21 protein-coding genes are annotated in these 24,090 nt (G+C 59.1%); 15 read left to right on the forward strand and 6 right to left on the reverse strand.

Annotated elements, in window-relative coordinates:
- Positions 1 to 10 precede the first annotated feature (10 nt).
- The 6 genes from N7578_RS12245 to lpxK all read left to right on the forward strand — a co-directional run bounded on the left by N7578_RS12245 (position 11) and on the right by lpxK (position 5,959).
- Positions 11 to 1,357 (forward strand): TldD/PmbA family protein, encoded by a 1,347-nt coding sequence (locus N7578_RS12245; protein WP_311112488.1) that lies wholly within the window; start codon positions 11 to 13, stop codon positions 1,355 to 1,357.
- A gap of 89 nt (positions 1,358 to 1,446) precedes the next feature.
- Positions 1,447 to 2,253, forward strand: coding sequence for a 3'(2'),5'-bisphosphate nucleotidase CysQ (locus N7578_RS12250; RefSeq protein WP_311110597.1), 807 nt, complete (start codon positions 1,447 to 1,449; stop codon positions 2,251 to 2,253).
- Positions 2,254 to 2,315: 62 nt separating this feature from the next.
- The gene (locus N7578_RS12255) at positions 2,316 to 2,555 is read left to right on the forward strand and encodes a DUF4170 domain-containing protein (RefSeq protein WP_311110598.1); all 240 of its coding nucleotides are present in this window, start codon (positions 2,316 to 2,318) and stop codon (positions 2,553 to 2,555) included.
- 212 nt (positions 2,556 to 2,767) lie between these two features.
- Positions 2,768 to 4,090 (forward strand): lipid IV(A) 3-deoxy-D-manno-octulosonic acid transferase, encoded by a 1,323-nt coding sequence (waaA, locus tag N7578_RS12260; RefSeq protein WP_311110599.1) that lies wholly within the window; start codon positions 2,768 to 2,770, stop codon positions 4,088 to 4,090.
- Positions 4,090 to 4,824 carry an HAD family hydrolase gene (locus N7578_RS12265; RefSeq protein WP_311110600.1) on the forward strand — a complete coding sequence of 245 codons (735 nt, stop codon included), beginning with the start codon at positions 4,090 to 4,092 and terminating at the stop codon, positions 4,822 to 4,824. Before waaA ends, N7578_RS12265 begins: the two co-directional genes overlap by 1 nt.
- A 100-nt stretch (positions 4,825 to 4,924) precedes the next feature.
- A complete protein-coding gene (lpxK, locus tag N7578_RS12270; protein WP_311110601.1) occupies positions 4,925 to 5,959 on the forward strand; it encodes a tetraacyldisaccharide 4'-kinase in 1,035 nt (344 codons plus the stop codon).
- A gap of 82 nt (positions 5,960 to 6,041) precedes the next feature.
- On the opposite strand, the gene N7578_RS12275 is transcribed toward lpxK, so the two are convergent.
- Together N7578_RS12275 and mutL are read right to left on the reverse strand one after the other, a co-directional pair.
- Entirely contained in the window at positions 6,042 to 6,263 is a 222-nt protein-coding gene (locus tag N7578_RS12275) for a DUF2093 domain-containing protein (RefSeq protein WP_311110602.1), read from the reverse strand.
- Positions 6,264 to 6,406: 143 nt separating this feature from the next.
- On the reverse strand, positions 6,407 to 8,230 hold the full coding sequence (gene mutL, locus N7578_RS12280; RefSeq protein WP_311110603.1) for a DNA mismatch repair endonuclease MutL: 1,824 nt from the start codon (positions 8,228 to 8,230) through the stop codon (positions 6,407 to 6,409).
- Between the two features lie 381 nt (positions 8,231 to 8,611).
- Here mutL and N7578_RS12285 point away from each other — a divergent pair, with 381 nt between their 5' ends.
- Together N7578_RS12285 and N7578_RS12290 are read left to right on the forward strand one after the other, a co-directional pair.
- On the forward strand, positions 8,612 to 10,246 hold the full coding sequence (locus tag N7578_RS12285; protein ID WP_311112489.1) for a response regulator: 1,635 nt from the start codon (positions 8,612 to 8,614) through the stop codon (positions 10,244 to 10,246).
- Between the two features lie 107 nt (positions 10,247 to 10,353).
- Positions 10,354 to 11,706, forward strand: coding sequence for an EAL domain-containing protein (locus N7578_RS12290; protein ID WP_311110604.1), 1,353 nt, complete (start codon positions 10,354 to 10,356; stop codon positions 11,704 to 11,706).
- A 101-nt stretch (positions 11,707 to 11,807) separates the two neighbouring features.
- Here N7578_RS12290 and N7578_RS12295 read toward each other — a convergent pair whose 3' ends face one another.
- The 4 genes from N7578_RS12295 to N7578_RS12310 are packed head-to-tail and all read right to left on the reverse strand — an operon-like array spanning position 11,808 to position 15,025.
- A complete protein-coding gene (locus N7578_RS12295; RefSeq protein WP_311110605.1) occupies positions 11,808 to 12,695 on the reverse strand; it encodes an SMP-30/gluconolactonase/LRE family protein in 888 nt (295 codons plus the stop codon).
- Between the two features lie 4 nt (positions 12,696 to 12,699).
- On the reverse strand, positions 12,700 to 13,329 hold the full coding sequence (locus N7578_RS12300) for a 2-dehydro-3-deoxy-6-phosphogalactonate aldolase (protein WP_311110606.1): 630 nt from the start codon (positions 13,327 to 13,329) through the stop codon (positions 12,700 to 12,702).
- Between the two features lie 11 nt (positions 13,330 to 13,340).
- A complete protein-coding gene (locus N7578_RS12305) occupies positions 13,341 to 14,255 on the reverse strand; it encodes a 2-dehydro-3-deoxygalactonokinase (protein WP_311110607.1) in 915 nt (304 codons plus the stop codon).
- Positions 14,255 to 15,025: an SDR family oxidoreductase gene (locus N7578_RS12310; RefSeq protein WP_311110608.1), complete on the reverse strand. Its 771-nt coding sequence runs from the start codon at positions 15,023 to 15,025 to the stop codon at positions 14,255 to 14,257. Before N7578_RS12310 ends, N7578_RS12305 begins: the two co-directional genes overlap by 1 nt.
- A gap of 109 nt (positions 15,026 to 15,134) precedes the next feature.
- Here N7578_RS12310 and N7578_RS12315 point away from each other — a divergent pair, with 109 nt between their 5' ends.
- From N7578_RS12315 to N7578_RS12345, 7 genes are all read left to right on the forward strand, one after another.
- Positions 15,135 to 15,977 carry an IclR family transcriptional regulator gene (locus N7578_RS12315; protein WP_311110609.1) on the forward strand — a complete coding sequence of 281 codons (843 nt, stop codon included), beginning with the start codon at positions 15,135 to 15,137 and terminating at the stop codon, positions 15,975 to 15,977.
- Positions 15,978 to 16,131: 154 nt separating this feature from the next.
- Positions 16,132 to 16,872 carry an autoinducer binding domain-containing protein gene (locus N7578_RS12320; protein WP_311110610.1) on the forward strand — a complete coding sequence of 247 codons (741 nt, stop codon included), beginning with the start codon at positions 16,132 to 16,134 and terminating at the stop codon, positions 16,870 to 16,872.
- Between the two features lie 78 nt (positions 16,873 to 16,950).
- Positions 16,951 to 18,174, forward strand: coding sequence for a CmpA/NrtA family ABC transporter substrate-binding protein (locus tag N7578_RS12325; RefSeq protein WP_311110611.1), 1,224 nt, complete (start codon positions 16,951 to 16,953; stop codon positions 18,172 to 18,174).
- A 113-nt stretch (positions 18,175 to 18,287) separates the two neighbouring features.
- Positions 18,288 to 19,421 (forward strand): Mrp/NBP35 family ATP-binding protein, encoded by a 1,134-nt coding sequence (locus N7578_RS12330; RefSeq protein ID WP_311110612.1) that lies wholly within the window; start codon positions 18,288 to 18,290, stop codon positions 19,419 to 19,421.
- Between the two features lie 340 nt (positions 19,422 to 19,761).
- Complete coding sequence (locus N7578_RS12335; protein ID WP_311110613.1) at positions 19,762 to 20,739, forward strand: magnesium transporter CorA family protein; 978 nt, start codon at positions 19,762 to 19,764, stop codon at positions 20,737 to 20,739.
- A gap of 15 nt (positions 20,740 to 20,754) precedes the next feature.
- A complete protein-coding gene (locus N7578_RS12340; protein WP_311110614.1) occupies positions 20,755 to 22,674 on the forward strand; it encodes a potassium transporter Kup in 1,920 nt (639 codons plus the stop codon).
- Between the two features lie 146 nt (positions 22,675 to 22,820).
- On the forward strand, positions 22,821 to 23,969 hold the full coding sequence (locus tag N7578_RS12345) for a cell wall hydrolase (protein ID WP_311110615.1): 1,149 nt from the start codon (positions 22,821 to 22,823) through the stop codon (positions 23,967 to 23,969).
- Positions 23,970 to 24,090 lie beyond the last annotated feature (121 nt).

The following is a 24,090-nucleotide window of genomic DNA, read 5'->3' on the forward strand; positions in this document are numbered from 1 at the left end:
AGGCCAACTCATGTCCGCAGAAATAGATTCTTCCAAGCTTCTTGATCGTGCCAGCCAGCTGGTCGACCTCGCCCGCGCCGCGGGTGCGGATGAAGCCGATGCTGTCGTCGTCCGTTCCCGCTCCCAGTCCATCGGCGTGCGGCTCGGCAAGGTGGAAAATACCGAGTCCTCCGAAAGCGATGATTTTTCGTTGCGCGTTTTTGTCGGCCGCCGTGTCGCAAGCGTGTCCGCCAATCCTGGTTTCGACCTGAAGACGCTGGCGGAGCGTGCCGTGGCAATGGCGAAGGTTTCGCCGGAAGATCCCTATGCATGCCTGGCGGACAAGGACCGGCTGGCGACATCCTATGACGATCTCCAGCTTTTCGATGCCACCGAAGTTTCGTCCGACAGCCTGCGCGAGGCAGCCCTTGCTGCGGAAGAGGCAGCGCTGGCTGTAAAGGGTGTGACCAATTCCTCCGGTGCCGGTGCATCGAGCGGCATGGGTGGCCTTGTCCTCGTCACCTCTCACGGCTTTGCGGGCAGCTATATGGGCAGTCGCTTCAGCCGTTCCGTCAGCGTCATTGCCGGCGAAGGCACGAAGATGGAGCGCGACTACGATTTCGACAGCCGCCTCTATTATGCCGATCTGGACACGGCAGAAGAGATTGGCCGCCGCGCGGGCGAAAAGGTGGTGCAGCGGGTAGGCCCGCGGCAGGTCGACACCGGCAGCAACATGACGATCGTTTTCGATCCACGCATCGCCCGCGGTTTTGTCGGCGCCATCGCTGGTGCCATCAATGGCGCATCTGTCGCCCGTAAGACCAGCTTCCTGCGTGACAGGATGGGCCAGCAGGTTCTGAAGAACGGCCTCAGCCTGACCGACGATCCGCAGATCGTGCGTGGTCCTTCCTCGCGCCCCTTCGACGGCGAAGGTGTAAGGGGCGAGCGCATGGTGATGATCGAGGATGGTGTGTTGAAGCACTGGTTCCTCTCCACCTCGGCAGCGCGTGAACTCGGGCTTGAAACCAATGGCCGCGGCGTGCGCGGCGGCACGGCGGTTTCTCCGGCCTCCACAAATCTTGCACTTGAGCCCGGTGATGTCTCTCCGCAAGACCTGCTGCGCCAAGTCGGTACGGGCTTTTATGTCACCGAACTCATCGGCCACGGCGCTAACATGCTGACAGGCGAGTATAGCTGCGGAGCGAGCGGTTTCTGGATCGAGAACGGTGAAAAGTCCTTCCCCGTCTCGGAGGTGACGATTGCTTCGAACCTCAAGGACATGTTCATGCGGATTACGCCGGCGAACGACATCGATCGCAAATATGGCATTGCCGCTCCGACCCTTGCCATCGAAGGCATGACGATCGCTGGCAAGTGATGCCTCTTGCCGATTGCTTTCGTCGCTGGTTCGTGTGCAAGTGCGAATAACAACAGCGCGCGGTTTGAGCGCGCGGAAAAGACAGCGCGATGAAAGACCTGGACGAAGCCCGATGGGCTTCCGATTTGACGCTTATTCTGGAAGCGGCGCGTCGCGCCGCTGAAACCGCTCTCGGGTTCTTCCGCAAGGATCCGGAAGTCTGGTGGAAGAATGGCGGGCTCTCGCCCGTCAGCGCTGCCGATTATGCGGCGAATGAAATTCTCGAAACAGCTTTGCGCTCCGCCCGGCCCGATTACGGTTGGCTTTCGGAGGAGACGGACGATGACGCAGCGCGTCTCGCCCGTGATACGGTTTTCGTGATCGACCCCATCGATGGTACGCGGGCGTTCATCGGCGGACGCGACACCTGGTGCGTCAGTGTCGCGGTCGTTCATAAGGGCAGGCCGGTTGCCGCTGCCCTTGTCGCGCCCGCTCTCGGTGAGGAGTTCACCGCGGTTGAAAAAGGCGAGGCGTTGAAGAACGGCCAGCCCATTTCCGCCTCGCATGGCAATGATGGCGTCTTGCATCTGGCCGCGCCGGAAGATGTGATCGCGCACCTCTCTCCGGATGTTCGCGCCGTGGTACGGCGCATTCCGCACGTGCCTTCCCTGGCCTACCGGCTGGCCATGGTGGCAGATGGCCGTATCGATGGAACGCTGGTCAAGGCGAACTCCCATGAATGGGATCTGGCTGCCGCCGATCTGATCCTCGAAAGGGCAGGCGGACAGCTCGTCGGCCTTGATGGGAAACCTCTGGCGTACAACCGGAGGCAGGTGAACCACCCGGCGTTGTGCGCCGCAGCAAATTATGCGCTTCCGGAGCTTCTGGACGCATTTTCGCATCTGTATGAGAGTTGACGTTTACCGGGAAATCCCGCAGATGAAGGGCTCTCTCAGCCATATAGAAAGAGACAAAGAAAATGACCGAAACTGGCAAACCGAAACAGCTTCTGCACCTCGTGTTCGGCGGCGAACTCGAAAACCTGCAGGATGTTCAGTTCCGGGATTTGAATGCGCTGGATATCGTTGGCATCTATCCCGACTATGCGACTGCGCTCACGGCGTGGAAATCCAAGGCGCAGATGACGGTCGACAACGCCCATATGCGATATTTTATCGTGCATATGCATCGTCTTCTCAATCCTGACGACAAAAAATAAGTACCTTTGCCCTTGCGTTGTAATATCATCGGGAAACGGCGGTTTCCCGGTGATTCTGGTTTGAAGCATGCAGATCGGATGCCAGTGTGCAAAAATGTGATCGTGCAAATGCCTGCCGTGACAAAAAATGACGCAATTTGAGAAGAATTAGGCGGCAATAACTCGAAGAACAGGGACAAGGCATTGCGCGGAACGATCAGGGGCAGAATGTCATGAGTAGCCGTATCGCACGTTTTGCCCTTTCCGGTTATCGGATTGCCGGCATCGCGGCATATCCCTTCGCCAAGCCCTATCTTTCCTATCGCGCTGCGAAAGGAAAGGAAGACAGGCGCCGTCGTCTTGAACGCTTTGGTTATGCCAGTGTCGAACGCCCCCGCGGGCCTCTCGTATGGTTCCACGCGGCAAGTGTGGGCGAAACGCTGGCGCTTATTCCGCTCATCCGTGAAATACGCAAGCGCGACATCTTCGTGCTCCTGACCACCGGCACGGTCACATCCGCCGAACTGACACGGACGCGTCTCGGTGATGACGTCATCCATCAATACGTGCCGCTTGATATCAAGATCGCGGTCAATCGTTTCCTGACCTACTGGGCGCCGGATGCGGCGATCACCGCTGAATCGGAAATCTGGCCGGTCACGATGATGGAACTGGAGCGTCGGCATATCCCGCAGATCAGGGTCAATGCACGACTGTCCGACCGTTCGTTCGGACGTTGGAGAAACCGGCAGGATATTGCCGAGTCGCTGTTTTCCAAACTCGCTCTGGTGGTTGCGCAATCCGATCTCGATGCCGAGCGCTTTCGTGATCTCGGCTCCTGGCCGGTGGTGATTTCCGGCAACCTGAAGGGCGATACCGACCCGCCGCCCTGTGACGAGGCCGTGCTGGAGCGTTACCGCCAGCAGGTCGGCAATCGCAAGACATGGGCGGCGATCTCTACGTTCGAGGGTGAGGAAAAGGCGGCCGCCACCGTGCATGCGGCGATAAAATCCCGCAATGGCCAGCTGACGATCATCGTGCCGCGCCACCCGGAGCGTGGTGATGACGTGGAAGCCATGCTCAAGGGTATGGGGCTGACCGTGGCGCGCCGCAGCCGCGATGACGCGATCACACCGGAAACGGACATCTTCCTGGGGGACTCCATCGGCGAGATGGGGCTTTACCTGCGCCTGACGGAACTTGCATTCGTCGGCCGGTCGCTCACGGCAGAGGGTGGGCAGAACCCGCTCGAACCCGCCATGCTCGGCTGCGCCGTTCTCTCGGGCGCACATGTCCAGAACTTCCGCGAAGCCTATCAGAAGCTTATCCGCGCCGGCGGCGGACGGATCATCCGCGATGTGGAGATGCTGGCCAAGGCCGTTCACTACCTGCTGGTCAACGACAATGAGCGCTACAAGATGATCGATGCGGGCAACCGCGTCATTCAGGACATGCGCGGCGCGCTGTCTGCGACCGTCAAGGCTCTGGAACCCTATATCAATCCTTTGACCGTTTCGGCCAAGCTTCAGCCCCGCAGCGCGGTTGGATCATGGTAGTGGAAACTTCGGCCCGCTCGATCGCGGCCGTTCTGTTCGACAAGGACGGGACGTTGCTCGGTTACGATGCAAGCTGGGGGCCCGTCAATCGCGAGCTCGCGGCTATTGCAGCCAAGGGCGACGCCGAACTGGCAGACAGGCTCCTTGCCGCCTGCGGCATGGATCCGGTAACGGGTCATGTGGTCGCTGACAGTCTTCTGGCTGCGGGCAACACGGCGGAAATCGCCGCAGGCCTCGTGGCCGCCGGTTCCCCGTGCGATGTCGGCGAACTGACGGCGCGTCTCGACCGGCTTTTTACCGAAGCTGCCGACAAGTCCGTTCCCGTCACTGACCTCAAGGGCTTTTTCAACCGTCTGAAGGCGCGGGGCTACAGGCTTGGCATCGCCTCCAGCGATAACGAAAGCTCCATCCGCCGTCTGGCGGCTCGTTTCGGCTTTGAAGCCGATATCGATTTTGTTGCCGGTTATGACAGCGGCTACGGCACAAAGCCACAGCCGGGCATGGTGCTTGGCTTCTGTGAGGCGATGGGTGTTGCGCCCGAACAGGTGGCGGTCGTGGGGGATAACAACCACGATCTGCACATGGCGAAGAACGCGGGCGCGGGCCTGCGCATAGCGGTTCTGACCGGGACCGGATCGCGTGAAAGCCTTGGTGCCGATGCCCACTATTGTTTCGACGACATCACGTCGCTGGAAACCCTCCTGCCGGAGCGCGCCTTTCTGGAAAGAGCCTGACGTCAAAGGCGCAGTTTTGCAATTCCCTGCTTTTTCTGGCACATACCACTTTCGGCACGACAAGTTAAAACCGCAGGATGTGCGGCGGGAGCGGGTATAGATGGTTTCTGAAGCGCCGCCTTTCTGGTGGCAGAAGGCAGGCTGGCAGGCATGGGCTCTGTCGCCGTTTTCCCTTCTCTACGGCAGGATTGCCGGGCGCCGGATGCGTACCGCAAAGCGTGCAACTGTTCCCGTCCCCGTTATCTGCATCGGTAATTTCACGGTTGGTGGAGCGGGAAAGACCCCGACCGCCATCGCTGTCGCCCGTGCCGCGACGAGCAAGGGTCTGAAACCGGGTTTTCTCAGTCGCGGTTATGGCGGCACGCTTGACGTCACGACACTGGTGGACCTCGAACATCATCGCGCCGCCGATGTCGGTGATGAGCCGCTGCTGCTGGCGCGTGAAGCGATGACGGTCATTTCCCGTAAGAGGGTGGAAGGTGCCGAACGGCTGGTGAGGGAGGGCGTCGATCTCATCATCATGGATGACGGATTCCAGAGCGCCCGTCTGACGCTGGACTATGCGCTGGTGGTGATCGACACGGTGAGAGGTATCGGCAACGGCCACCTCGTCCCCGGAGGGCCAGTTCGTGCGCCGCTTGCCGAACAGATGCGGCATATGACCGGACTTCTGAAAGTGGGGAAGGGGCATGCGGCGGACATGATCGTAAGAGCCGCGGCCAAGGCGGCGAAGCCGGTTTTCGTTTCCACGATAGAGCCGCGTGAACTGCCGGACATCGGCGGGCGACGCGTTCTGGCTTACGCGGGCATCGCCGATCCGGCCAAGTTTTACAGAACGGTCGGGGCTCTGGGCGGCGAGATCGTCCAGCAACGGTCATTTCCCGACCACCACCATTTCAGCGATGACGAAATCGCCGATCTTCTGTCCGATGCGAAGAAGGAAGACCTGCTGCTCGTCACGACGGCCAAGGATGCGGTCCGTCTGAACGGGCATCACGGACGGGCTGAGGAGCTGCTCTGGAGCAGTCTGGTGGCGGAGATCGACATGGTGTTCGACGATCCGAATGCCACCTCCATCATCATCGATCAGGCCGTGGAGCACTGCCGTATCCGCAGGCTCAAGTCATCGGACTGAAAAGCGTAACGCGGGCTTCGAAAAACCGATGCTGGACATGGAATACCATCCCGCCGGGTGACCACCGCCGGGATGTGATGTGTTACGTGGGCAGGTTGCCAGCCTTTGTTTCGGCTTCCAGTGATGCAGCGGCATCCACATAGGCCTCCTGCCGCGCGACGCTCCAGTAACGCAACTCGTCGAGCGGAATGATCTTGCCCGTTACGGCACAGATGACGTGGGAACCCGTCTGCACGATCCGGAAGTCTGCATCGAGATACTCGATGATCGCGGCCCGGTTTCCGCCCCCCTCAAATCTGTTCATCCGTTTTCGTCTCCTGCCATTTCCAGTGAATGCACCCAGCCCCAAACGTCGCAGCGTTTTTCTGAACAATGCGGATGCTCCAGTGATTTTGATTTATACCGCCCGGCGGCGCATAGCGCCAGACCGATCCAGTCATTGTAGCATCAGCTACGGCCGAACAGTCGCTCTATATCGGAAAGTTTCAACTCGATATAGGTCGGGCGACCATGATTGCACTGTCCGGAGCCAGGGGTGTTTTCCATCTGCCGCAGCAAAGCGTTCATTTCTTCCGGTCGCATGCGACGCCCGGAGCGCACCGAGCCGTGGCACGCCATGGTCGCCGCCACATATTCCAGCTTGTTGGCAAGCGAGGATGCGGCGTCCCATTCGGCGATCTCGTCCGCCAGCTGTCGCACCAGACCCTGCACATTGACTTCGCCCAGCATGGCGGGTGTTTCGCGCACGGCGACCGCGCCGGGGCCGAACCGCTCAACCACAAGTCCCAGCTTGTCGAAGCCTTCGGCATGTTCCATCAGCCGGTCGCAATCCTCTTCCGGCAGATCGATGATTTCAGGGATCAGCAGAACCTGTGAGGCCGGGCGCTTGGCGTGCAGCGCGTTGCGCATTTCCTCGAACACCAGCCGCTCATGCGCCGCATGCTGGTCCACGATGACAAGGCCATCTTCGGTCTGCGCGACAATGTAATTCTCATGCAACTGCGCCCGTGCCGCGCCAAGCGGAAAACGGGCCGGCTCAGTCGATGCTGCCGATGTGGGCGCGACATAGGGTTCGACGGCTTCCGCACGGGCTGTGGGCATGGTGATATCGGTGAAGCGGGATTGAACCGCTTCCGCAAACTGTGTGTCGCCGGAAAAGCTCAGCGGGCGCGAAGGGGAGGCAGACGGCGACCATGCCGCTGACGGAAAGGGCCGCACATTGGACGGGCTGTATCCCGGACGGAAAGCGTTCACCATCTGGCTGGAGCCCGTGGTTGCCGCCCTGTCGCCATCTCGCATCAGTGCCTGACGGATAGCGCCGACGATCAGGCCACGGATCAGGCCGGGGTCGCGAAACCGCACGTCGGACTTGGCGGGATGAACATTGACATCCACCAGCGCCGGATCGAGCGTAATCGACAGCACCGCGACCGGATAACGTCCATGCGGCACGGTTTCCGCATAGGCGCCGCGGATGGCGGAAAGCAGCAGCTTGTCCTGCACCGGACGGCCGTTGACGAACATGTACTGGTGCGCGGAATTGCCACGATTGAAAGTCGGCACGCCCGCAAATCCGGTCAGCGTCACATCTTCGCGTCCGGCATCGATCTCGATGGCGTTGTCCTTGAATTCCGCCCCGAGGATCTGGGCCATGCGCGCAAGGTGGTCGTCGCCGGTCGCCGGAATTTCCAGCGTCGACCGGTCGGTGCCGGACAGCACGAAGCGGATATGAGGAAAGGCGATCGCCATGCGCTTGACCACCTCGGTGATGGCGGCAGCCTCGGCGCGTTCCGTCTTCAGGAATTTCAGGCGGGCGGGGGTCGCGAAAAACAGGTCGCGCACTTCGACGATCGTTCCGGCATTGGCCGCAGCAGGCCGCACCTCGGAAACCTTGCCGCCGGTCACCGAAATGATCGAGCCCTGACCGGCACCCTGACGGCGGCTTGTGATCGAAAGTTTTGCGACCGATCCGATGGACGGCAGCGCCTCCCCGCGAAAGCCGAGCGTGTGAATATCGTCAAGCGTATCGGAGATTTTGGATGTACAATGCCGTCTGACGGCAAGCTCCAGATCCTCAGGTGTCATGCCGGAGCCGTTGTCGGTCACGCGCACCAATCCCTTGCCGCCGCCCGCCGTCGCGACCTCGATGCGGGTTGCGCCTGCGTCAATGGCATTTTCGACGAGTTCCTTCGTCGCGCTGGAGGGCCGTTCGATGACCTCGCCCGCGGCGATCTGGTTGATGAGGGTTTCGGAGAGTTGCTTGATGACCATGCTGGTTATTTTCGCGGATTCGCGGTGTGTTCGGAAGTAAAATCGGTTTCCGGCGAAAATATGCACATGTTTTGACGGCAGTTGATGGAGTGCCGTATTCTTCCTGCATTCTTTACAATGTTAATCGCCCTTTAATCGGCCCGGGATAAGGTCGGCCGACTTGAAATGAATGCATGAATGAGGCCTTCCCCTCAGGAAGGAAATCGACGGCGATGCGGGTACCCGTCCTATTATCCTCGGGATTGCTTCAAGCGACATACCCTGATGTCTCTTTTTTGGAAACGCGACGATTCCAGCAGAAGCATGAGCCTGATTGAAAGAACAGGTGGGGGTGTGCAGTTGAGCGATTTGGCGCCATCCGGCGCAGGCATTTATACGGCTATGCTTGATGCTCTTTGCGACGCACTTGGTGCGGCGGTCGTCGTCTATGATCGTAATGACCACATCGTTTTTGCCAGCCGCAAGCTTTTATCCTTTTTTCCCTTGAATGAAGCGGCAATCTCCGCAGGGACGCGTCTGCGCGATTATCTCGGCGCCCTCTACGATTGTTGCCTTGATGACGCTGGCAATCCCGCCGTCAGTGCCGGTCGGTTTGGTCGCGAGGAGTGGATCGGAGAGCGCCTTGCGCTGCACTGGCGTGAGCGGTCTGAGAAGACGGAGCGTCACAAGGGCGAGCGCTGGCTGCGGTTCGTCATGAACCGGTTGCCTTCCGGACTTGGCATCAGCGTCATTGCCGATATTTCCGAGCAAAAGAAGCGGGAGGAACAGTGGCGGCTGGATCTCGAGCGCGTACAATTGGTCGAGGATATTCTCGACAATCTGCCGTTTTCCATCTTCGTGAAAGACCGCAACACTGCTTACGTCGCGGTCAACAAGGCTGGTTGTGCGCTGCTTGAAACCAGCGCCGAAACCATTCTCGGGCGCACGGTTTTCGATCTTCATTCGCGCAATGTCGCCGAAAGGATCGATGCGGCGGACCGGCTGGTTCTCGACAACGGCACACAGACGACTCTTCCGGAGCGGGTAACGCGTCTGAACGGCGAAGAAGTGCTCACCATCACCCGCAAGCAGCGGGTCGGCCGTCCGGGACGCTATTTCCTGGTGACGACGATGGAGGACATTACCGCGCTGGCGGTGAGAGACGCGCAGGGAACGCCGGTCATTCCCTCGTTGGAACACCTGTCCTTCGTCGTGTCTGCGTTCGGTAAAGGCGGTGACGATGCTGAAACCCCGGCGGCGGATGACAGGGCTCTGAAAGGCAGGGCGGTTCTTCTGGTGACGGCAAATCCCCGATTTGCGGAAGCGGCTGGACGCCGGCTTGCAGAGTGCGGAATCGAGTATGCCGTTGTCGCAAGCGAAGATGAGCAGCGCGACTTCATCGATATCGCCGCCTCTGCCGGTGTGGCGATCGATATCGTCGTCGTAGACAATCAGATGAGTGTTGCCTGCCTCGATCACGCCGAGGCTGGAAAACTGCCTGTCGTGACGATCGACGGGAATCAGATCGAAGCGACACTGTTGCGCAGCCTTGCATCCGCCTTTGAGATGTCGGATCGGGAAGTTTCCGACGAGGATGACAGCTGGGAAATCGTGACGGAGGATACGCCGGCATTTCTCCGGTGCGATGACACCGGTGATGTGCTGCTCGTCGAAGACAACAAGGTCAACCAGATCGTCTTTTCTCAGATACTCGAGGGACTTGGGCTCGGATGCAGGCTCGCGACCTCGGGTGAAGAGGCGTTGCGACTGTTTGCCGAACAGCGCCCATCCGTGGTGCTCCTTGATACCACGCTTGTCGATATCGACGGTTTTGAAGTCGCTCGCCGGATGCGTGAACTGGAAAATGGAGAACGTGTTCCCATTGTTGGCGTCATCACCCATGCATTCGAAGGTGATCGGGAAAAATGCGTATCGGCGGGCATGGACGAAATGTTGCTCAAGCCCGTCAGCCCCGACATGGTGGAGGCGGTTTTTCAGCGTGTCTTCGGAAAGAGGGACGTTCGCGAGCGGGCCTGACGGCAGGTGATGGCCATGTTTCGTGCATCTGCTTGGGGAGCTATGGCTTTTTTAATACTTGCCCTGCATTGTGAGCGCGGTCGACGGGCGATTCATAGGGATGAGGTATGAAACGGGCAGAACCGCACATGTTGCAGGTCAGCCAGAACGAGTTGCAAGCCATGGCGTACAGCGATCCGCTGACCGGGCTTGGTAACCGATACCGTCTGCGTGACAAGGTGCGCATGCTCGCCAGCGAGCGCTCAAACGATCCGGCGCCGTTTACCGTCGGCATTGCCAACATCGATGGCTTCAAGCCGATCAACGATCTTTTCGGTGCGCAGGCCGGTGATGAAATCCTCTGTCAGGTTGCTCATCGTCTCAAAGCCTGCATTCCCGATGGTGCTGTCGTCACCCGCCATGATGGCGATGAATTTGCTTTCGTCCTGCCGCTGGTGTTCGAAAGAACCGGTGCCGAACGCATCGGCAACATGATCAAGGATGTGCTGTCCGCGCCCTACGATTTGGGTGACCGCAATGTGCGCCTTTCGTCGTCTTTCGGTTTTGCGATCTATCCTTTTGCAGGCCATGAGTTCGAGGATCTTCTGAAAAGCGCCGAAACGGCCCTCTACCGGTCCAAGCGTCGCGGACGTGGCCAGATCACCGTTTATTCGCGTGAAATCGCGCAGGAAATGAAGCGCGCCACGCAGCTTGAGCAGGCGTTGAGAAACGCCATCATTGCCGATGCCATCGATGTGCATTTCCAGCCGATCGTCAGGTTGGAAGAAGCAAAGGTCGTCGGCTTCGAGGCGCTGGCGCGCTGGAACGATCCCGATCTCGGTTTCGTTTCGCCGGCAGTCTTCGTGCCGCTTGCCGAAGAGCGCGGCTTTATTGACGCTCTTTCGGAAACCCTGTTGAGAAAAGCGGCGGAAGCCGCACTGTTCTGGCCGCGCGAGCTGTTCCTGTCTTTCAACCTGTCGTCCGCGCAGCTGATGGACCCGGGCACGGCCGACAACATTCTTTCCATTCTGGCCCGCGTTGGCCTCGATCCGCATCGCGTCGAGCTCGAAATCACCGAAACGGCGGTAATGACATCGGCGGACACCGCCCAGCGGATCATTAGCGATTTGCAGGCCGCTGGCGTTCGCATCTCGCTGGATGATTTCGGTACGGGCCAGTCCAGCCTCGGTCGCTTGCGCGATTTTACCTTTGACAAGGTGAAGATCGATCGGGCTTTCGTTTCCCGCATCAGCACGGACCGCCCTTCCGAACACATCATCAAGGCTATCGTCGCCATGTGCGAAGGTCTTGATCTGGAGGTCGTAGCCGAAGGGATAGAGGATCGCCTGGAAGAGGAAAAGCTGCGTGCGCTTGGCTGCGCCATGGGGCAGGGCTATTTTTACGGCCGTCCCGCCGATGCCGCCGCTACGCAGCGCTACCTTCACGAAAATTACCGGGAAATGCCGTTCGAGACGCCATAATGCGCCGTCCGCTAGCAACCAAGGTTCAAAAAAACGCCCCGAAACAGTCTTAAACCGTTTCGGGGCTTTTTTTGATTAAAGCGCGAGGGGCCAGTTCCCCGTCAGAGCCGGTAGGCCGGTTCGAAGACGCCCTTGACCTCGATGCCCAGATCGAATGTCTGGCCGTGCTGCGGATTGGCGGTGACGGCGTCATCATCCAGGTTTTCGCGGGCGGACGTGACGAGCAAGCGTGAGGCATCCGGTCCGATGAAGGCCGGGCAGGTTGTCTGGCCCGCTGGCAACATGTACCGCGCTACATGGTTGCCGTCGGGATCGTAGCGGTCGACCGCGCCGATGCCCCAGCGCGCATTCCAGATATGGCCTTGCGCGTCGCAGACCGAGCCGTCGATCCCGCCGTCCGCATCCGAAGAGTCGACAAAAACTTCGGCCGGTCCGACAGGCAGACCCGTCTGTGGGTCGAGCGGCACCTTCATCAGCTTGTTGACCTTGGTGTCGGTGTAATAGCCGATCGTGCCGTCCGGCGAGAAGCAGATCGAGTTGGGAATGCTGACGTTCGAAAACAGCTTGGTCACGACGCCCTTCGCGACGTGATAGATACTGCCTGCACCGGTTTCCGCCTTGCGCCCCATGGTGCCGATCCACAGTGCGCCCGAAGGGTGCACGCGTCCGTCATTGGAGCGGTTGCCGGGAATATCCTTCTCGAGTTCGGCGTGAAGGGTAAAAGCGCCCGTCGCCGTGTCGCGGATGAACAGGCCATCGTCCGATGCGATCAGCTGTCTGCCGTCATCGATCTTCGCAAGGGCGCTTCCCATGAACGGCAATGCGTGCACGGTCTTGCGACCGGAGGCAAGGTGCAGCTCATGAAGTTCGCGCTTGAGAATGTTGAACCACCAGGCGGTGCCCGTTGCGGGGTCGAAGGTCGGACCTTCGCCAAGCATCAGCGGCGCGGTACAAAGCACTGTTCCGGCAAAGGGATGGGTGGTCGTCATCAGCTCAGCCTCCGATTGCTGCATCATAGGCGGCAAGCGTGACGACCGCCCGCTCGCGAACATCTGCTGCGGTCATGCCGGGTTTGTAGAGGCTTGTGCCGAGGCCGAAGGCGGTGATGCCAGCGCTTGTGTATTCGCCGAAGTTCTTGTCCGAAACGCCACCCACTGCGGCAATGAGCAGATCCTTCGGCAGGATCGTGCGGATCGCGTTGATGCCGGAAGGGCCGATGATGCTGGCCGGGAAGAATTTCAGACCCGTTGCGCCAGCCTTGGCGGCGACCAGTGCCTCGGTCGGTGTCAAAACGCCCGGCATGGTCACCATGCCCTTTACGCGGGCTGCGATGATGACGTCCGGGTCTGCGTTGGGGCTGACCATCAGCTTGCCGCCAGCCGCATCCAGTTGATCGACCTGTTCCGTCGTCAGCACGGTTCCGGCGCCGATCAGGCAATCGGCAGGGGCCATTTTTGCTGCGATCTCGATGGAGCGGAACGGATCGGGAGAGTTCAGCGGAATTTCGATGGCGCGGAAGCCGGTTTCGATCAGGGCGCCAACGACACCCTCCGTTTCTTCGGGCTTGAGGCCGCGCAGAATGGCGATCAGCGGATATTTGATGGAAGGAAAGGGAATGCGCATGATGGTTTTCCTTATGCCCAGATGGCGTTTGCGGCGGCGAGCAATCCGCGCCGTACGGCCTCGTCTGCGTCAATGACCGTATAGTGGATGGACAGTGTTTTGAAGGCAGCTTCGTACAGCGCGCTGAGTGGACCGGAGCCGATCAGCACCACGGGCGTGTCTTTCGAGGCGATAGAGTGTGCACCGGCGATTTCGAGGCCGATCATGATGCCGGAGAGCTTGGCCTTGGCGTCTGTCGGGGAAAGTCCGTGCAGCAGCTGTCCCGAACGCAGGGTGAAGAAACGGTTGGTCGCCATATGCGGTCGTTCGTAGATATCGGCGACGGCTGCCCGGAACGCTTCGTGTTCGCCGGTGAAGCTTTCGGCCTCGGCCAGCGCGTGCGACAGGATCGTCTGTTTGGAGATGACGTCGAACAGCTCCCCGGTCATAAAGGTCGCGAAACCCGTGACCTTTTCGCCATCGACCGTAACCCACTTGGAATGCGTGCCGGGCATGCAGACCAGTTTTTCGCCTCCGCCCGCTGACGTGAGCGCGCCCAGCAATTGGGTTTCCTCACCGCGGATGACATCCGGAGACGTCGCGGCTCTCTGGGCCAGACCCGGCAGAATGCGGACATCCCGTGCCTGTCCGGGAACGCGCACCGCGCTCTCCATGACGGAGGCAAGCGTGGCAGGAACGTCGATGTAACCGGCCTCGACCCAGCCTTGCCGTGCTCCCGCCATGCCGCAGACGAGAACCGGCAGGTCTTGCGGAGCCTGAATGGCGTCGAGATGCGTTTGCAGCACCTCGGGGAAGCCGGTTCGCATGGCGGTCGTCATGCCTTCTGCGCTGCGCCGTTCGGCAAGCACCTCGCCCGATCGGCTGAGAAGCCATAGCCGGAAGCTGGTGGTTCCCCAGTCAACGGCGATGAAAGCGGGTTCGGACATTATAAAAGACCTCCGTCTACGATAATGGATTGCGCCGTGATGGCGCGTGATGCCGAGGATGCGAGAAACAGGCATGGGCCTGCCAGATCTGCTGCGTAAAGCGTGTTCTTGAGACACTGCCGCCCGGTCGTCGTGGCGATGCCGTCGTCCGTCAGCCACAGTTCCTTTTGCCGCTCCGTCACGATCATGCCGGGCAACAGCGCATTGACGCGGATGTTTTCCGGCCCAAGCCGTCCGGCGAGGCTTTTCGTCAGCCCGATGATCCCGGCTTTTGCCGCGGCGTAGGATGGCAGCTCTCCCATGTTGAGCAGAAAGGAGATCGACGAGAAATTGATGATGGACGCATCGCGTGCTTGTCTGAGGTGGGGCAGCGCCGCCTGGATGGTGAAGAACATCTGCTTGAGATTGACGGACTGGTTGTTGTCCCAATAGGCTTCCGTCACGGTATCGATGTCGTGGCGGTCATCCCAGGCAGCGTTGTTGACCAGCACCTTGATGCCGCCCGTGCTCGTGGCAGCTTCGTTCACCACGTCGCCGATCGCTTTCACATCGCGCAGATCGGCCTTGAAAAATGTCACGGGATGACGCGCCGTTGCCGAAAGCCGGGCTGCGAGGGCAGCGCTTGGCTCCTCGGCGATATCGATGAAAGCAACTCTCGCGCCCTGAGCGGCAAAGGCTTCCACCAACGCGGCGCCAATGCCGGAGCCTCCACCTGTAATCAGAACGCCTGCGTCCTTGAGGTCGGGAAACTGCGCTTCGATCATCGGCATCGTCTCGTGATTTGAACTTGCGTGTTCCATTATTTGGAACTAGATTTTAATAGGTGGAATTATTCTCTTGGCTTCGAACGGATGTCAAGGCGCTAGCGGAAGATGCGGCATGGGCGATAACGAAAAGCGTGACGTGGTTCCGGTCGAGGGCCAGCAGACGGAAAATGCGACCGGCACGCTTGGCAAAGCGATGTCGCTGCTCGAGCTGATTGCGCTATCTGAAAGGCCGATGCGCTTTACCGATGTTCTGGAAGCGTCCGGCCAGCCACGGGGGACTGTCCATCGCCAGTTGAGCCATCTTCTTGCGGAGGGGTTGATCGAGCAGTCGACCGACCAGACCTACGTGGCAGGTCTCAGGCTTCTGAGATTTGCTGCCCGCGCGTGGAGCAGCAACGATCTTCGCAACGTCGCCGCACCTCATCTGGCCGCGCTGCATGAAGCGACCGGTGAGTCCGTACATCTTGGCGTTCTCCACGGTGGAGAGATAACCTATCTGGACAAGATAGAGGGCAAACACGCCCTGCGCATGCATTCGCAAGTCGGCAATGCGTCTCCGGCCTATTGCACGGGGGTCGGCAAGGCGGCGCTGTCGCTTCTGCCCGACGACGAAATGCGGATTGTCGCGGAAAGTCTGGATTTTCGCCGCTTCACGGAGAATACCCTTGCAGGGCCGGAGGCGCTTCTCGCTGAGGTGGCCGCGATCCGCGCTGCTGGATTCGGGTTCGATCTCGAGGAGCATGAGGTCGGCATTCACTGTGTCGCCGCACCCGTTCGGGCGGAGGGGCGTGCTTTTCAGGCTGCGATTTCGGTAACAGGTCCCGCATACCGTATCAGCCTGGAGCAGTTGACGCAGTGGGGGCCGCTTGTGCGTGAAACCGCTGGAAAGATCGCGTTGGAGCTTGCCTGCAGGTTGCCGCCCGTGGCCACGCGCGGCTCACAGTACAAAGCATGATGGCCTGTGTGGAAATTTCTTCCAACCGTGCGTGTGTGATCGAATATTCAACTTGTGTTTGCATGAATCATTATCCAGAGTAAAACTCACAACAATTGCCGTGTGAAGGATTTGGCTTTCGCAAAGGCATTCCCCATTTTCGAAGAATCGCTTCATGCAGAATACAGAGACGACCGCCATTTCGACGATTGGTGTTGATTGCGTTCGCGAGATCGCACTTCTCAACACCCAGTTCGATATTTTCCGTTTTTTGAAACGGTTGACCGAGGCATGGGGCTTCAAGGCCTTCATGGTGCTCGATCTGTCCGCGGAAATCATGAGCGACCTGTCGCAGCACACCATTATCACCAGCTGGCCGGCCGAGCTTTTGCAGCGTTATGACGAAGAAGGCCTTTTGCAGAAAAGCAAGGTGATGGCGCAGCTGAGAAAGACCACGACGCCATTTGCCGTTTCGCTTGATTTTCTCTCAAAGGAGGCGGATGCGACCGTCAAGAAAACGGCCACCGGCCTGTTCGAGCGGTTTGAAATGGTCAATTCGGTCTGGTTTCCGGTCCATGATGTGACCGCTTACAGGGGGGCTGTTTCCTTTTCGGGGAACAAGACGCCTCTGCAGCAGGGCCAGATCGCGGAGCTATTTTATATCGCGACTCATATATTCGCACGTCTTTCGGACATCCGCCGTCTCGACCTGCGCGTTCCCGAAACGTTGAGCGAACGTGAGATTGATTGCCTGAATTGGACGGCCGCCGGCAAGACAAGTGCGGAAATCGCCGAAATCATGATGTTGTCCGAACATACCATCAATCATTATCTGAACCGGGCGACAAAGAAACTTGATACCGTGAACCGCACGCAGGCGGTTGCCAAAGCACTGAGAGTTGGCCTGATAAAATAACGAAACCGCTATTTTATCATTGTGATAAACGGTTTCGTGGGCGATCCTCTTTCCGAATCACCGGAAAGGAGAAATCGTTTGCCGGAAAAGCGTAAGGTAAAAGCGGGATTTTCTCCTACCGTCGATTGCGCTGTGCTGGTCATTGCTGCCGAAAAGGGCTTTGCTGCCGATGAAGGGGTGGCTCTGGAGCTTGTCCGCAAGAAAACCTCCCGCGCCGTGATCGGCGCACTGAGCGAGAACGAAGTCGAGATTGCCCATGTTCCGGCACCTGTTCCGGTTGGTTCAGCACTGGGACTGGACGATCTTCCGGAAAATATAATCGGCGTGTTCACGCTGGCGCTTGGCGGTTCGGCCATCGCTGTTTCCCACGAATTTTATGATGAGCTTTATCGCGAGGGCATGAAACTGCCCGACCCGGCGGCGTTTGGCCGCGCCATGGCGCGTGTCTGTGCGGCCCGCAGGTCTGCAGGGGAACATCCGCCCGTATTTGCAGTCGAGAGTATCTTTTCCACGCCGTTTTATACGCTGCGCTACCTGCTCGGAAGTTGCGGCGTTCTGCTTGGGCGGGACATGGAAATGATCGAGGCGTCTCCGCAAACCTTGCCGGAATTGATGGAGGCCGGAAAGGTCGACGCGATTTTCAATTCCGAACCCGCAGGCAGTGCTGCCGTTCTCGGCGGCGCTGGCAGGATTGTCACGACCGGCGCCCTGATATGGCAGAACGCGCCCGAGAAACTTCTTGCCACCAGACGCTCCTGGGCGGATGAAAATGCGGGCACGCTGGAAGGCCTGCTGCGTGCACTTTACCGTGCGGGGGAGTGGTGCAGCAATCCTGCCAATATCGAGGAACTGGCCGGCATTCTGGCCGCTCCTCATTATCTTCACACGGGGGGCGATTTTCTCCTGCCCGCCTTGACCGGTTATATCTCGACGTCGCTACGCGACATGCAGCGATATCCCGATTTTTTCATAACGAGCGCCAAGGCAGCCAATTTTCCCTGGCAGAGTCAGGCGTTGTGGTTCTTCAGTCAGATGATGCGCTGGGGCGAGGTCCATGGAAACCTGCGCCATGATGCGGCCACGGTGGAAGCCGTGCGGAACTCTTACAGGCCGGATATTTTTCGCAAGGCGATGAAACCGCTTTTCGTGCCTGTCCCGGCTGCGAACCTGAAACTCGAGGGTACGTTGATACATCCTGTTTATGTCGGAGCCTCACGAACAGGTCTTGTGCTCGGTCCGGATCGCTTTTTTGACGGCCACGTTTTCGACCCGGAAACGCTCGATATGGACGACGAAATCTGAAAGCTGACGACGGATGATGCTTTGACAGATTGTCGGAGCGCTCCGGCTTGTCTATGGGTGACGTGGAAACGCATCCCTGTTCCAGGCGGATGATGCAGTGGAGTACGAAGCACATGGCAGAGGTCAGCAAACATCAGGTCGAAAAGGCGCTGGAGGCTATCGTGTATCCCGATAGTGGCAGAAGCATCGTCAGCCTCGGTATGGTGTCGGAAATTTTCATTGCCGATTCCAAGGCTTATTTCTCCATCACCGTTCCCGCCGACAAAGCCGAGGAAATGGAGCCGCTGAGACTTGCCGCTGAAAACGCCGCAAAGAGCGTGCCGGGGATTGCAGGAGCGGTCGTCGCCCTGACGGCGGATCGCAAGCCGGGCCAGCAGCAACCGGCGCGCCCGGCGGCTGCAGCGGGCCGTCCGCCAGCGCAGACCCAGGCACCGCGCGGGGCGAAAGTGGGCGTACCCGGCATCGCTGCCATCATTGCTGTCGCTTCGGGCAAGGGCGGCGTCGGCAAGTCGACGACTGCCGTCAATCTGGCGCTTGGGCTTCAGACCCTCGGCCTGCGCGTGGGCATTCTCGATGCGGATATCTATGGTCCGTCGCTTCCCCGGCTCCTGAAAATTTCGGGGCGGCCGCAGCAGCTTGAAGGCCGCATTATCGTTCCGATGGAAAATTACGGTCTGAAAGTCATGTCCATGGGCTTCCTTGTGGATGAGGAAGCGGCAATGATCTGGCGCGGCCCGATGGTGCAGTCTGCCCTGATGCAGATGCTGCGCGAGGTTGCCTGGGGCGAGCTGGATGTGCTGGTGCTGGATATGCCGCCCGGCACGGGTGATGCGCAACTGACCATTGCCCAGCAGGTGCCGTTGGCCGGTGCGGTCATTGTTTCCACCCCGCAGGATCTTGCCCTCATCGATGCGCGCAAGGGCATCACCATGTTCCGCAAGGTCGAAGTGCCGTTGCTCGGCATCATCGAGAACATGAGCTACTTCATCACTCCCGATACCGGTGCCCGTTACGATATTTTCGGCCATGGCGGCGCGAAGGCGGAAGCTGAACGTATCGGCGTGCCGTTCCTCGGAGAGGTGCCGCTGACCATAGGCATCCGCGAAATGTCGGATGCGGGAACGCCGGTCGTTGCTGCCGAGCCGAATGGTCCGCAGGCGCAGGTCTACCGTGAGATCGCCGAAAAAGTATGGGCCAGAATTGGCTCCGGTGAACGGAAAGCGGCACCCAGAATTGTTTTCGAATAAGACCAAAGTATAGGTCCGGTATTTTGAAGACTATACCCGCCGCGCGAAATAAGCCGGTCAAAACAGTTCGTTAAATGGTCGTCGTCCGAAACTGATACGCATGTCAGGACGTTGATGCAGCAAGCTCCCGACACGTTTGAAAAAATAGTTCTTGATTCCATCTTGCATTGGGCGCATACGCCAGCGCCGTTTGGCTCATGGATCACCTCAAGGCAGGTGGAACGTGAAATCTGGGGCGGTAGAATGTTCTTTCATGCGACATTCTACGGTTTGCCGATAGCGAGTTGAATGTGTTAATCAGCACTGCGGTCGGAGCGCGAACGCAGACCGGAGAAACAGATTGATAAAAGCCTATCGCGCCAATTGCGAGGCAATCGGCCTGTCACCAGAAGATGGGACCGGTCAGATTCCGGGCGATGTCGTGTGGATTGATCTGGTCAATCCCGATAGGGCGGAAGAGCAGCATGTGGAAAGGCTGCTCGGCCTTGACCTGCCGACCCGCGAAGATCTCAAGGATATCGAACCGTCCAGCCGCCTCTATATCGAGAACGGTAATGTCTTTATGACCGGCTCCCTGGTTTGGAAGGCGGATTCAGACGATCCACGCCTCACCGATGTCGCCTTCATTCTTGCGGGCGAGCGCCTGGTGACGATCCGTTACGCCGAGCCAAAATCGTTCCATCTGTTCATCGCCGCCATCACCCGCGTACCGCAGGAGATGCGCAGTGGGGCCGCGCTGCTGCTGAAGCTGCTGGAAACCATCGTCGATCGCACGGCGGAGATTCTCGAAAATTCCGTGGCGGGTATCGACAGTCTCGCGGCAGACATTCTTGGCAGCCAGTCACGCAACAAGCGCAAGCAGCCGCGATATCTCGAAGACCGCCTTGCCAACATCGCCGCCTATCACCGCCTCATCTCGAAGGTTCGCGACAGTCTGGCCTCGCTGGCGAGGGTGCAGACCTTTCTGCACACCAGTGTCCAGATCCAGAAGGACAAGGAGGCGAGAGAGCTGGGCAAGGTGATCGCGCGGGATATCCAGTCGCTATCCGAGCATGCGTCTTTCGTTTCCGGCAACCTGACCTTCCTGCTGGATGCATCGCTTGGCATCATCAATGTCGAGCAGAACGCCATCATCAAGATTTTTTCCATCGCTTCGGTGGTGTTCCTGCCGCCAACGCTCGTGGCATCGGTTTATGGTATGAACTTTGAGTTCATGCCGGAGTTGAAATGGGCGCTCGGTTATCCGGCAGCGCTCGTCATCATGCTGATGTCCGCAATCATCCCGTTTCTCTTTTTCCGCTGGAAGGGCTGGCTCTGAAGGGCCAGGATCATCATGTCGCAAGTCTTCGACAAGGACACTACCGAAAAACCGGAAGCCGATGAAGGGCACGAGAACAAGGGACTTTATGCAGCCATCCTTGGGTCCATCGGCGTTGTCTATGGCGATATCGGCACAAGCCCGCTCTATGCCTTCCGCGAAGCGCTGCGGCCGATTTCCCATGACGGCGTTACCCCGGAGGAAGTGATCGGCCTGACATCGCTGATGATCTGGGCGCTGACAATCATCGTCACCTTTAAATACATCAGCCTCCTTCTGAGGGCGGACAACGATGGTGAAGGCGGTACGCTTTCGCTGCTGGCGCTGCTGATGAAAACGGCTGGCACGCACCGCAGCGTTCTTATCTTCCTTGGCCTGATCGGTGCGGCGCTGTTCCTTGGCGATGCGATGATCACGCCGGCACTTTCCGTCCTTTCCGCGGTTGAAGGTCTGAAACTCGTGACGCCCGAGATGGACGCGTTCGTGATCCCTATTTCCGTAGGTATTCTGATCGGTCTTTTCGCCATCCAGTCGCATGGCACGGGAACGGTCGCAAAATTCTTCGGCCCGATCACGGCAATCTGGTTCATCGTCATGGGGCTGGCAGGTCTTGTCCACATCGCGGATGACTTCAGCATTCTGTATGCGTTCAACCCGTGGCACGCCGTTGAGTTTCTGGCCAGCGAAGGCTTTTACGGTGTCATCGTCCTTGGTGCGGTGTTTCTGACCATCACCGGCGCGGAAGCGCTCTATGCGGACCTTGGCCATTTCGGCCGCCGTCCGATCCAGTGGGCATGGTTCTGCCTGGTGTTCCCGGCGCTGACGCTCAACTATCTCGGTCAGGGCGCGCTTGTCCTGAAAGACCCGGCCGCGATGGCCAATCCCTTCTACCTGATGTTCCCGCAATGGGCGATCCTGCCTGCCGTCATTCTGGCGACGGCCGCCACCATCATTGCAAGCCAGGCGGTCATCACCGGCGCGTTTTCTCTCGTTCGCCAGGCCATTCACCTTGGCTATCTGCCGCGGATGGAGATTCTCTTCACGTCGGAAACCAATACGGGGCAGATCTACCTTCCGGCCGTCAATACCGTTCTGCTCTTCGGTGTCGTGGCCCTCGTTCTGACCTTCAAAAGCTCGGACGCGCTTGCGACGGCCTACGGCATTTCCGTGACCGGCGCGATGGTCGTGACCAGCCTGATGTTCTTCGAATTCGTCCGCAAGCGCTGGCAGTGGCCGCTTTATCTCGCCGTGGGCGTGCTCGCGCCGCTTCTGGCGCTTGAACTGGTCTTCCTTGGCGCGAACCTTATCAAGATCCACGATGGCGGCTACGTTCCCGTTCTGCTGGCGATTGCCTTCACCATCATCATGACCACCTGGCAGCGCGGTTCGAAAATCCTGTTCGCCAAGACCCGCCGCACGGATGTGCCGCTGAAGGCATTCATCGCTTCGGTCGAGAAGGAAAGCGCGCATGCGCCGGTGCGCGTGGCGGGAACGGCGATCTTCCTGACGGGCGATCCGGAAACCGCGCCTGCTGCCCTGCTGCATAACCTCAAGCACAACCACGTTCTGCACGACAAGAACGTCATCCTCACGATCCGCACCGAGGATCAGCCACGCGTTCATCCGGAAGATCGATATACCCTGACGAAGATGAGCGAGCGTTTCGCCGTGGTGGAGCTGCATTTCGGCTTCATGGAAACGCAGAACGTCACGCAGGCGCTCGGTTATCTCAGGCGCACGGGCTACAAGTTCGATATCATGTCGACATCGTTCTACCTCGGTCGCCGCAAGCTGGTGCCGGACCCCAAATCAGGCATGCCAGGGTGGCAGAACCGTCTCTTCATCGCACTTGCCGAAACCGCCGCCGACCCGTCGGATTATTTCCGGCTCCCGGCAAACCGGGTGGTGGAACTCGGCTCTCACGTCGTCATCTGAGTGTTAGAAACTCGTTACACATTAACGTGAAGCCGTATCCACGCCCGGCGTTAACCAACCATCAAGGTTAATAAGAGATTCTCGAACGCATGTAACAAGTATGGTTGCCTGCGTTCGGAGTGCTGGTTTTGCGTTCGAAAAAAGTCATGCGTGGTCGGTCCTTCGGGTCTGTTGAGAAATGGGCTTCGCCCGCTGTGTTCGGTTTGGCCGTCTGGCTCGCCTTTCCGTCATTGGCCGCTCGTGCGGACCTCGCCTCACTGCTGGCGGGGCTCGACAGGGGCGGTGAGCAATGGCGAATGGTACTGACCAATTCGCCTGCGGGCTCCGTGCATAATGCTTCCCTTGCGTTTGACGATGCCGATGATGGCGTGCTCTCGGGCAGCGGCATGACCCTGCCGGATGGTCGCAAGGTCGCTTTCGTGACCAACAAGAAGGGCGAACAGACGTCGCCGGACAGCGATCGCGTCAACCGTTCGACAAAGAAGGGCCGGGTGGTTGCGACCGAAATCATGCAGCCGCCAAAGGCATTCACCGCGGGTTCGGTTCTTCAGCGCACCAGCATGCTGGATCTAGAGCCTCTGAAGCGCAAGGATCGCGCCGTCTTCGTCAAGCCGAAACGCGGCAAGGACGTGGAACTGGCATCTTTCTACTTCCGCCGTGAGAATAAGAAGCAGGACAAGTCCGTTTCGCCCATGCTGGCAGAACTTGTCACGAACCGTACTCCGGATATTCTCGCCACCGCTTACGCGCCCGCCGAACCCGATTTTGCCCGCGAATCGCCTTTCGATGCGATCCTGAAGAAACCGGAAGCGGGTCGCTTCGTGCCGCAGATCGGCGAGGGCGATCACGCCTGGGCCGCGACGCCATTGCCCGCTGACGTGTTCTCCGCCACCGAACAACAGTGCCTGGCATCCGGCATCTATTTTGAGGCGCGTGGCGAATCCGTCAAGGGGCAGGCCGCCGTCGCACAGGTCATCCTGAACCGTGTCCGCAACCCCGCTTATCCAAAAACCATCTGTGGCGTGGTTTACCAGAACAAGGACTGGCGCAATCGCTGCCAGTTTTCCTTCGCCTGCGACAACATCAAGGACCGCGTGAATTCGCAGCGTCACTGGAAAATGGCGCGTGAAGTTGCCATGGCCACCACTGCCGGCAAGATCTGGTTGACGGAAGTCGGCTCTGCCACCCATTATCACGCCGTCTACGTCCGTCCCGCATGGGGCAAGACGATGAAGAAGGTGGGAAGAATCGGGTTGCACGTCTTCTACCGCACGTATGGCGGCGGCTGGAGCTGATAAGCGCCCGAAATTGGCGCATTTTTCGTGTCAAAAATGCCGATTCCCGCGACAAACATCGACCGCAAATGGCAGATTGAAGGCAAGTCATTGTTTTTCAATGATTAATTTGTGCTGAATC

Origin of the sequence: Agrobacterium tumefaciens (genome assembly GCF_031801495.1) — a bacterium.
GTDB lineage: Bacteria > Pseudomonadota > Alphaproteobacteria > Rhizobiales > Rhizobiaceae > Agrobacterium > Agrobacterium tumefaciens_K.

What these genes read in the sequence shown, in the direction of transcription:
- N7578_RS12245 (WP_311112488.1), top strand. Translation starts at nt 11, where the DNA reads ATGTCCGCAGAAATAGATTCTTCCAAGCTTCTTGATCGTGCCAGCCAG.
- N7578_RS12250 (WP_311110597.1), top strand. Translation starts at nt 1,447, where the DNA reads ATGAAAGACCTGGACGAAGCCCGATGGGCTTCCGATTTGACGCTTATT.
- N7578_RS12255 (WP_311110598.1), top strand. Translation starts at nt 2,316, where the DNA reads ATGACCGAAACTGGCAAACCGAAACAGCTTCTGCACCTCGTGTTCGGC.
- waaA (WP_311110599.1), top strand. Translation starts at nt 2,768, where the DNA reads ATGAGTAGCCGTATCGCACGTTTTGCCCTTTCCGGTTATCGGATTGCC.
- lpxK (WP_311110601.1), top strand. Translation starts at nt 4,925, where the DNA reads ATGGTTTCTGAAGCGCCGCCTTTCTGGTGGCAGAAGGCAGGCTGGCAG.
- N7578_RS12275 (WP_311110602.1), bottom strand. Translation starts at nt 6,263, where the DNA reads ATGAACAGATTTGAGGGGGGCGGAAACCGGGCCGCGATCATCGAGTAT.
- mutL (WP_311110603.1), bottom strand. Translation starts at nt 8,230, where the DNA reads ATGGTCATCAAGCAACTCTCCGAAACCCTCATCAACCAGATCGCCGCG.
- N7578_RS12285 (WP_311112489.1), top strand. Translation starts at nt 8,612, where the DNA reads ATGCTTGATGCTCTTTGCGACGCACTTGGTGCGGCGGTCGTCGTCTAT.
- N7578_RS12290 (WP_311110604.1), top strand. Translation starts at nt 10,354, where the DNA reads ATGAAACGGGCAGAACCGCACATGTTGCAGGTCAGCCAGAACGAGTTG.
- N7578_RS12295 (WP_311110605.1), bottom strand. Translation starts at nt 12,695, where the DNA reads ATGACGACCACCCATCCCTTTGCCGGAACAGTGCTTTGTACCGCGCCG.
- N7578_RS12300 (WP_311110606.1), bottom strand. Translation starts at nt 13,329, where the DNA reads ATGCGCATTCCCTTTCCTTCCATCAAATATCCGCTGATCGCCATTCTG.
- N7578_RS12305 (WP_311110607.1), bottom strand. Translation starts at nt 14,255, where the DNA reads ATGTCCGAACCCGCTTTCATCGCCGTTGACTGGGGAACCACCAGCTTC.
- N7578_RS12310 (WP_311110608.1), bottom strand. Translation starts at nt 15,025, where the DNA reads ATGCCGATGATCGAAGCGCAGTTTCCCGACCTCAAGGACGCAGGCGTT.
- N7578_RS12315 (WP_311110609.1), top strand. Translation starts at nt 15,135, where the DNA reads ATGGGCGATAACGAAAAGCGTGACGTGGTTCCGGTCGAGGGCCAGCAG.
- N7578_RS12320 (WP_311110610.1), top strand. Translation starts at nt 16,132, where the DNA reads ATGCAGAATACAGAGACGACCGCCATTTCGACGATTGGTGTTGATTGC.
- N7578_RS12330 (WP_311110612.1), top strand. Translation starts at nt 18,288, where the DNA reads ATGGCAGAGGTCAGCAAACATCAGGTCGAAAAGGCGCTGGAGGCTATC.
- N7578_RS12340 (WP_311110614.1), top strand. Translation starts at nt 20,755, where the DNA reads ATGTCGCAAGTCTTCGACAAGGACACTACCGAAAAACCGGAAGCCGAT.
- N7578_RS12345 (WP_311110615.1), top strand. Translation starts at nt 22,821, where the DNA reads ATGCGTGGTCGGTCCTTCGGGTCTGTTGAGAAATGGGCTTCGCCCGCT.